Here is an 8,405-nt window from a genome sequence, read left to right as displayed (position 1 = left end):
CCCCCCCCCCCCGGGCCGGATGGAACCACCCGCCCGCGGGCTGCGTCCAATTCTCGACAGGACGGCACCGATCGACGTGCCGCCGGGCGAGGGGAGAGACGCATGCAGGCACCGACGACCACCGGGTTGGGATTCCGCGAGATCCCACGATGTGTCCCCGACCCGTCGGAGGCGCCGGCGACCCGCGTCGCCACACCGGTCCCGCGCCGGGCTGCCGACACCGTCGACCCCGCCGCCCGCGCATTCGCGGTGTCCGCGGTGACGATGGTCCTCGAGGTGCTCGACCGACGACGTCCCCTCGCCCACCTCGGTGGTGTCGCCGTCGGCCACATCGTCGATCAGATCGCGGTGCTCACCGCTGCCCGGGCGTCCGTCACGCGTCCGCCGGGGACCGTCGTCGCCACGGCGTCGCTCGCGCGGGTGCACCTGCAGTGGTCGGGCCCTGACGCCGCCGAGGTCACCGCGAGCTACGCGCGCGGTCCGCGGGTGCACGCGCTCGCGGCGCGGATTCAACGGATGCCCGTGCGGGTGCGACCGCACGCACCCGGAGGGCCGCGCCGCACCCGCCTGCAGTGGATGCTCGTCAACGTGACGACGGTCTGACGGATCGACGTCGGAACAGCTCGCAGACGCGGCGCGGGGGTCGCAGACGCAGCCTGCGAGATGTCAGTGCAGGGGGCCCACGCTGAGCAGCACCGCCGACGATCGGCACGCCGTGATCCCACTGGTCCGTACGAACAGCGAGTCGCGGTCGTCCGGTGGGTAGATCCGCAGACCGTCCGCGGTCTGCGGCGAGCAGGCCGGGAAGTTGCCGGCCTGGGCGACGGTGAGCGCAGCGCGTGCGCTGCCGGACGGCGGCAGGGTGACCGTGCCGCCGTCGGACCCGTCTCGCCGCGCCGGCGCGCCGAGCTGTGTCCCGTTCCCGTCGCCGACGAACGACACGCCCGGGTAGCCACCCGTCGTGCACGTCCGCGATCCGGTGTTCGTGAGGGTCAGGACGTAATGTTGCGAACCCGCCGATGCGCCGCCCTGGGCAGGTGCCAATGCGCCGGTCAGCTCTGCGGCACGACACCGGGTCGACGACGCGTCGTCGGACGTCGGCGCGCTCGAGGACGCCGAGGACGACGGGGGAGTCGGGGTGGTGGTGGGGCTCTCGGTCGAGGTGACGACGACCGTCGTCACCGGCTGCGACGCGTTCGTCGAATCCCCCGATCCGGAGGAGCAGGCGGCGACCGAGACCGTGGCGGCGACGGTGGCGATGCCGAGGACGAGTGTCCGGATGCGCATGATCGACATGCCTGCGATCATGCTCCGCCGCATACGATGGGCGCGAGCGGAGAGAGGGTGGACGGCGAGTGGTGACACGACTGTCGACGCAGGACGCGCAGTTCTACTACCTCGACGACCAGAACGCGACGACCCACATCGGGTCCCTGCTCGTCCTCGACCGCGCGGACCACCAGCTCCAGTACGACCGACTGCTGGCCACCGTCGAGAGCCGTCTCGGCGCGGTCCCGCGTTACCGCCAGCGCATCCGCGAGGTCACCCTGGGGCTCGGTCGCCCGGTGTGGGTGGACGACAACGACTTCGACATCACCTACCACGTGCGCCGATCGGCGCTACCGAGCCCGGGTGCCGAGGAGCAACTCCACGACCTCGTGGCCCGGCTGATGTCGCGCCCGCTGGACCGGTCGCGGCCGCTGTGGGAGATGTATCTCGTCGAGGGCCTCACCGACAACAGGATGGCGGTCCTCACCAAGACCCACCAGGCACTCGTCGACGGCCACGACGCCGTCGAGATCATGCAGGCCCTCGTCGACGACAGCCCGCAGCCGCCGGACGCGCCCCAGGACATCTGGCTGGCGGCGCCGGAGCCGTCGGACGCCTCGCTCGTCATGGGCGCGCTCACCGACGTGGCCACCCGGCCCTGGGAGATCGTCGGGGCGGTCCGCATGGTGTCGGCGCCGGTCGCCGGCGTCGGGTCCGCGGTCACGGGGTCGATGCGACGGGTCGGGTCGATGCTGCGGTTCGCGACCGACGGCGCACCCGACAGCCCGCTGAACGGTCCCACCAGCGGACGCCGGCGGTTCACCGTCGCCTCCGCGGACGCACGGACCTGCGCGCGGGTCGCCCGGTACAACGACTGCTCGATGACCGACGTCGTGCTCGCCGCCATCGCCGGTGCACTCCGTCGCTGGCTGCTGTCGCGCAACGCGACCGTCGACGCGTCGGAGACCGTCCGCGCCCTGGTGCCACTCGGCGCCTACAACGGTCACGCCGACGCCGGCACCTCGGGCGCGTCGTGGGACCAGATCGGCGACGGCGAGTGGACCGCGGCAGGCGTCCGTGGGTTCGTCACCGACCTGCCCGTGGGTGAACCCAACCCCACCGTCCGTCTGTCGCAGGTCGCCCACCTCACCGGCCGCCACTCGACGTCGGGCCGTCGGGTGGCGATGGGCACCCCCTCGTGGTTGCCCGAGGTCGGGCCGGCGACCTTCCACGCCATGACCTCGCGTGCGGCCGCGACGCTGTCGGGTCGCTCGTTCAACCTGCCGATCAGCATCGCGGGCGGGGGATCGGCGCCGCAGTACCTCGCAGGCAACCGGATCATCGCCGCCTACCCCGTCCCCGCCCTGGTGCCGCAGCGTGCCCTGGCCATCGGGTTGAATCACTACAACGGTCGGATCTTCGTGGCGTTCAACGGGGACCGCGACATCATGTGGGACCTGGCGTCGATGCCGGAGTATCTCGCCGAGGCCGTCGGTGAGCTGGCCGCGCGGGCGTCGGATCCGTGATCGAAGAGGAGGCGACAACCGTGAGGGTCTACATCCCGGCGACGTTGCGGATGGTCAGCGGGCTCACCGGGTCCGGGTCGTTCGAGTCGGTCGGGGGCACCGCGTTCGCCCTCACGCCCGCCCTGCGCGAGTCCTACACCTCCGGCGACGACGAGGAGCTGGCCGAGGCGGCCATGCGCGAGGCCGCTCGTGCGTCGCTGCGGCTGCTGTCGGCCGAGGGGGAGTCGCCGTCGGACACCGACGACCCGCTGCCGCCCCGTCGGGTGGTCGTCGCCGCCGACGTCGAGCCGGTGACGCTCCGTCCCGATCTCGACGCCGCCGTGGTGAAGATCCCGCCGTCGGTGCCGCTCGCGGCGATCGCCTCGGTCCACGTCGACGTCGCCGAGGCGGAGAGCGCGGTCGCCAAGGCCGTCGAGGCCGTCGACGCCGCCGATCTCGGTGACGAGGACGCGGAACTGACCATCGGTGACGTCGACGACCACGACCTCGCATGGTTCGCCACCCAGGAACTGCCGTTCCTGCTCGAACTGCTCTGACCGCCGGACACGAGGCGATCGGACGCGGGCTGACCGGACGCCGCGCTGGTCGCGAGCACCGTGGTCGCCGCCGGGCACTGTGATCCACCCCGCATACCGCTCACTCCGTAGACACCTACGACTCCGTAACCTACGCTCGGGTAGGTAGCGACCTACGGTTCCGTAGGTTATCGACCGGAGGGTTCAGGAGGACCGCGTGGCGATCACCAACATCCCCGAGTACGCACATCTCACCGACGCCGACGTCGAGGAGCTGGGGCGCCGGCTCGACGCGATCCGCGCCGACATCGAGGCCTCCCGCGGAGAGCGCGACGCGCGCTACATCCGCAACACGATCCGCTTCCAGCGCGGCCTGGAGGTCGCCGGTCGCGCGATGATCGTCGGTGCCCGCAACCGGAAGCTGTGGTGGGCCGGCGCGAGCGCGCTGGGTGTGGCGAAGATCGTCGAGAACATGGAGCTCGGCCACAACGTCATGCACGGCCAGTGGGACTGGATGAACGACCCCGAGGTCCACTCGACCAGCTGGGAGTGGGACAACGCCGGTGCCGCCGAGCACTGGAAGCACACCCACAACTACATCCATCACAAGTACACGAACGTCCTCGGCATGGACGACGACGTGGGCTACGGGACGCTGCGCGTCACGCGTGACCAGCGCTGGCACCCGTTCTACCTGGGCAATGTCGTCTACATGACGCTGCTGCAGGTGCTGTTCGAGTACGCCGTCGCCATCCAGCACCTGGAGATCGGGCGCGCGGTGAACGGCAAGCTGCCCAAGGACGAGTTCGCGGCCCGCGGCAAGGTCGTCATGGACAAGATCGGCAGGCAGATCCTCAAGGACTACGTCCTGCACCCCGCTGTCGCCGGTGGTCTCACCCGCTCGCGCTCCGGTGCCCGCTCGGCGCTGACGGCGACGGCGATGGCCAACGTCATCCGCAACGTGTGGTCCAACGCGATCATCTTCTGCGGACACTTCCCCGACGGTGCCGAGAAGTTCACCAAGCAGGACGTCGACTCCGAGTCGCGCGGGGAGTGGTACCTGCGGCAGATGCTCGGCAGCGCGAACTTCGAGTGCGGTCCGGTGCTCGCGTTCATGAGCGGGAACCTCTCGTTCCAGATCGAGCACCACATCTTCCCCGACCTGCCCAGCAACCGTCTGCGCGAGATCTCCCTGCGCGTCCAGGCCCTGTGCGACGAGTACGATCTGCCCTACACGACGGGGTCGTTCCCGTTGCAGTACGCGAAGGCCTGGCGCACCATCGCCAAGCTGTCGCTCCCGGACAAGTACCTGCGCGACACGCGTGACGACGCGCCCGAGACGGCGTCGGAGAAGCGGTTCGCGGACCTGTCGTGGGACGGCACCCCGTCGGTCGACCCGACCAGCGGGCGTCGACGCGGACTGGCGACGGCCATCGCCGCGGTGCGGGAGCGTCGTCGAGCCAAGCGCGACCGGATCGTCCCGGTCGCCCGTCGAGCCGCCCAGCAGAGGTCCGCGGCCTGATCGTCCACCGGACCTCGCCACACCGGTACGTCTGAGAGGCTGATCCGCCATCGCCATCACCGACATCAACACCTACGCCCATCTCAGTGATGCGGACGTCGCGGCACTCGGGGCGGAGCTCGATCAGCTCCGCCGCGACGTCGAGGCCGACCGCGGGACACGCGACGCGAGATACCTGCGTCGCACCATCACCGCTCAGCGGATCCTCGAGGCGGCCGGTCGCCTGGTGTTGTGGAACAACCGGTCGCGCACGGACTGGCTCGCGGGGACGGCCCTGCTCTCGGTGGCGAAGATCATCGAGAACATGGAGCTCGGCCACAACGTCATGCACGGCCAGTGGGACTGGATGAACGACCCCGAGGTCCACTCCACGTCGTGGGAGTGGGACATGGTGTGTGCGTCGCCGCACTGGAAGCACTCGCACAACGTGGTCCACCACAAGTACACGAACGTGTGGGGGATGGACGAGGACCTCGGTTACAAGGTGATCCGGGTGACCCGCGACGAGCCGTGGCAGCCCAAACACCTCGGTGGTCCGTTCATCAACGTGTTCCTCGCCGCGACGTTCGAGTGGGGTATCGCCCTGCACGACCTCGACCTCAAGGAGGTCGTCACCGGTCGGAAGCCGTGGCCCGAGGCCCGCGGCGACGTGCTGACGTTCCTGCGCAAGGTCGGTCGTCAGATGGTCAAGGACTACGTGCTGTTCCCCGCGCTGTCGGGTCGTCGCGCGCCGCGGACCGTCGGTGCGAACCTCACCGCCAACCTCGTCCGCAACCTGTGGGCCTACGTCGTCATCTTCTGCGGGCACTTCCCCGACGGCGCCGAGAAGTTCACCGTCGAGTCGCTGGAGAACGAGACACCCGGTCAGTGGTATCTGCGACAGATGTTGGGGACGGCCAATTTCCGTGCGGGTCCCGCGATGGCGTTCATGAGCGGCAACCTCTGCTACCAGATCGAGCACCACCTGTTCCCGGACCTGCCGAGCAACCGCTACGCCGAGATCGGCGTGCAGGTGCGACGCATCTGCGCCGAGTACGACCTGCCGTACACGACCGGGTCGCTGCTCGGGCAGTACGGGCAGACCCTGCGCACGATCATGAAGCTGTCGCTGCCGGACCGTTTCCTGCGTGCGACCGCCGACGACGCACCCGAGACCGCCTCCGAGCGGCGCTGGGCGTCGCTGCCCGCGGGCGCGAAATCCGACCCGGCACGGCGCACCCGTCGCATCCAGAGCGGTCTGAAGAGCGCGATCGCCCGCGGCCGGCAGCGCGTGGCGGCCTAGGAGCCGGTCTCCTCCGGACCCGATCGGTTGTTGTCGGGGTTCACCGCCAGCAGCAGGTGGCGGACGGCCTCGGCGCGACGAGCGGTCTCGCCGGACAGCTGATCCAGCGCGCACTCCGGATCCGACGGCGGACCGAGGTGACGGCATCCGCGGGGGCAGCTCTCGACCACCTCGGCGAGGTCGGCGAACGCCTTCACGACGTCGTCGGGGGAGACGTGCGCGAGCCCGAACGATCGGATCCCGGGGGTGTCGATCACCCATCCGCCGCCCGGCAGCCGCAGTGCCACAGACTGCGTCGAGGTGTGGCGTCCCTTGCCCACCCCGGACACCACGCCGGTCGCCCGATGGGCGTCGGGGACGAGGCGGTTGACCAGCGTGGACTTGCCCACCCCGGAGTGCCCGATGAGGCAGGTGGTGGTGCCCACGAGCATCTCGGCGACGGCCTCGGTCGGGTCGTCACGACCGGCGAGCACGATCGGCAGGTCCAGGTCGGCGAACGCCGCCGTGAACTCCGTGGGGTCGGCCAGATCGGATTTCGTCAGACACAGCACCGGTCGCGGACCACCCGCGTAGGCGGCGACGAGTGCGCGCTCGACGAACCCGGTGCGGGGCGGGGGATCGGCCAGGGCGGTCACGATGAGCAGTTGTTCTGCATTGGCGACGACGATCCGCTCGAAGGGGTCGGTGTCGTCGGCGGTCCGTCGCAACACCGTCGTGCGTTCGGCGACGCGGACGATCCGCGCGAGCGACCCCTCGTCGCCGGAGAGGTCACCGACCACCGACACCCGGTCGCCCACGACGACGGGTGTGCGCCCCAGCTCGCGGGCGCGCATGCAGACCACCTCGCGCGCATCGGGGGTGTCGAGCACACACCCCCAGCGGCCTCGATCGCGGGAGACGACCATCGCCTCGACGGCGTCGTCGTGTGCAGGCCGGGTCTTCGTCCGGGGGCGACTGCCCTTGCCGGGACGTACCCGTACGTCGCTCTCGTCGTATCGGCGGGCGGCGCGCCCGGGGCCCGCGTCAGCCACCCAGCATCGCCGACCACATCGCGGGGAAGTCCGGCAACGTCTTCGAGGTGCAGCCGATGTCGTCGACCTCGACGCCGTCGACGACCAGCCCGACCAGCGCGCCGGCCGTCGCCATCCGGTGGTCGGCGTAGCTGTGCCACACGCCGCCGTGCAGCGGTGCGGGCTCGATCCGCAGGCCGTCGGCGGTCTCGGTGCAGCGGCCGCCGAGCGCGGTGATCTCGGCGGTGAGCGCCGCGAGCCGATCGGTCTCGTGGCCGCGGAGGTGCGCGATGCCCGAGAGGGTCGACGCCGACTCGGCGAGGGCACACAGCGCCGCGATCGTCGGTGTCAGCTCACCGATGTCGCCGAGGTCGGCGCTGATGCCCTGCAACCGATCCGGGCCGCGGACGGTCAGCACCCCGTCGGCCCGCTCGGTGCTCGCGCCCATCGCGTCGAGGACGTCGACGATCTGGGCGCCGGGCTGGGTGGTGCGCGCGGGCCAGTGCGGCACCGAGACGCTGCCACCCGTCGCGGCGGCCGCCGCGAGGAACGCCGCCGCGTTCGACAGGTCGGGTTCGACGACCCAGTCGACCGCCGCCACCGGCCCGGGCGCGACGCGCCAGGTGTTCGCGTCACCGTCGTCGACGGCGACGCCCGCGGCCCGGAGCATCTCGACGGTCATGTCGATGTGCGGCTGCGACGGGACCGGTGTGCCCACGTGATGGACGGTGATGCCCCGGTCGAACCGGGCGGCGCTGAGCAGCAGCCCCGAGACGAACTGCGAGGACGACGAGGCGTCGAGGGTGACCGCACCGCCCGGGACTGTGCCGGTGCCGGTGATGGCGAACGGCAGGGCGGTGCCGTCGACGGCGACACCGAGATCACCGAGCGCGCGCAGGATCACGTCGACCGGACGGGCGCGCATCTGCTCGTCGCCGTCGACGGTGACCACACCGTCGGCGAGAGCTGCGAGCGACGGCACGAATCGCATGACGGTGCCGGCGAGACCGCACTCGACGTGGCCTCCGTGCAGGCGGCCCGGGGTGACCGTCACCGTCGTCGGTTCGCCGTCCACCGCGACCCCCACGCCGAGCGCCTCGAGGGCGGCGAGCATGAGGTCGGTGTCACGGCTGCGCAGCACGCCGCGCAGGGTGCTCGGCCCGTCGGCGAGGGCGGCGAGGATCAGCGCACGGTTGGTGATGGACTTCGAGCCCGGCAGCGTCACCGTCGCCGACACCGGGGTGGTCGTGGTCGGGGCATGCCAGCTGCTCATCGCCGCCG

The 8,405-nt window shown here is 71.0% G+C and carries 8 protein-coding genes; 5 read left to right on the top strand and 3 right to left on the bottom strand.

Going from position 1 to position 8,405, the window contains the following annotated elements:
* Nucleotides 1-102 precede the first annotated feature (102 nt).
* Nucleotides 103-603: an Rv3235 family protein gene (locus ACXVUM_RS01985; RefSeq protein ID WP_458520203.1), complete on the top strand. Its 501-nt coding sequence runs from the start codon at nt 103-105 to the stop codon at nt 601-603.
* 63 nt (nt 604-666) lie between these two features.
* Here the strand turns inward: ACXVUM_RS01985 and ACXVUM_RS01980 are convergent, their stop codons facing one another.
* The gene (locus ACXVUM_RS01980; protein ID WP_458520202.1) at nt 667-1,296 is read right to left on the bottom strand and encodes a DUF4232 domain-containing protein; all 630 of its coding nucleotides are present in this window, start codon (nt 1,294-1,296) and stop codon (nt 667-669) included.
* Nucleotides 1,297-1,355: 59 nt separating this feature from the next.
* Here ACXVUM_RS01980 and ACXVUM_RS01975 point away from each other — a divergent pair, with 59 nt between their 5' ends.
* From ACXVUM_RS01975 to ACXVUM_RS01960, 4 genes are all read left to right on the top strand, one after another.
* Entirely contained in the window at nt 1,356-2,795 is a 1,440-nt protein-coding gene (locus tag ACXVUM_RS01975) for a wax ester/triacylglycerol synthase family O-acyltransferase (RefSeq protein ID WP_458520201.1), read from the top strand.
* 20 nt (nt 2,796-2,815) lie between these two features.
* Nucleotides 2,816-3,331, top strand: coding sequence for a DUF6912 family protein (locus ACXVUM_RS01970; protein ID WP_458520200.1), 516 nt, complete (start codon nt 2,816-2,818; stop codon nt 3,329-3,331).
* Nucleotides 3,332-3,527: 196 nt separating this feature from the next.
* Nucleotides 3,528-4,832, top strand: a complete 1,305-nt coding sequence (locus tag ACXVUM_RS01965) for a fatty acid desaturase family protein (protein ID WP_458520199.1) — start codon at nt 3,528-3,530, stop codon at nt 4,830-4,832.
* Between the two features lie 49 nt (nt 4,833-4,881).
* A complete protein-coding gene (locus ACXVUM_RS01960) occupies nt 4,882-6,114 on the top strand; it encodes a fatty acid desaturase family protein (RefSeq protein WP_458522759.1) in 1,233 nt (410 codons plus the stop codon).
* Here the strand turns inward: ACXVUM_RS01960 and rsgA are convergent.
* Both rsgA and aroA read right to left on the bottom strand, forming a co-directional pair.
* The gene (gene rsgA, locus ACXVUM_RS01955) at nt 6,111-7,145 is read right to left on the bottom strand and encodes a ribosome small subunit-dependent GTPase A (protein WP_458520198.1); all 1,035 of its coding nucleotides are present in this window, start codon (nt 7,143-7,145) and stop codon (nt 6,111-6,113) included. The two genes, ACXVUM_RS01960 and rsgA, sit on opposite strands and share 4 nt — an antisense overlap.
* Nucleotides 7,138-8,397 carry a 3-phosphoshikimate 1-carboxyvinyltransferase gene (gene aroA / locus ACXVUM_RS01950; RefSeq protein WP_458520197.1) on the bottom strand — a complete coding sequence of 420 codons (1,260 nt, stop codon included), beginning with the start codon at nt 8,395-8,397 and terminating at the stop codon, nt 7,138-7,140. Before aroA ends, rsgA begins: the two co-directional genes overlap by 8 nt.
* Between the last annotated feature and the right edge of the window lie 8 nt (nt 8,398-8,405).

Source organism: Williamsia sp. SKLECPSW1, from assembly GCF_054332755.1.
Note: the sequence above shows the minus strand (reverse complement) of the source record. Positions and strands in the feature narration are given on the sequence as shown.

Bases quoted from the DNA above. Each gene is read 5' to 3' on its own strand.
- ACXVUM_RS01985 (WP_458520203.1), top strand. From the start codon at position 103: ATGCAGGCACCGACGACCACCGGGTTGGGATTCCGCGAGATCCCACGA.
- ACXVUM_RS01980 (WP_458520202.1), bottom strand. From the start codon at position 1,296: ATGTCGATCATGCGCATCCGGACACTCGTCCTCGGCATCGCCACCGTC.
- aroA (WP_458520197.1), bottom strand. From the start codon at position 8,397: ATGAGCAGCTGGCATGCCCCGACCACGACCACCCCGGTGTCGGCGACG.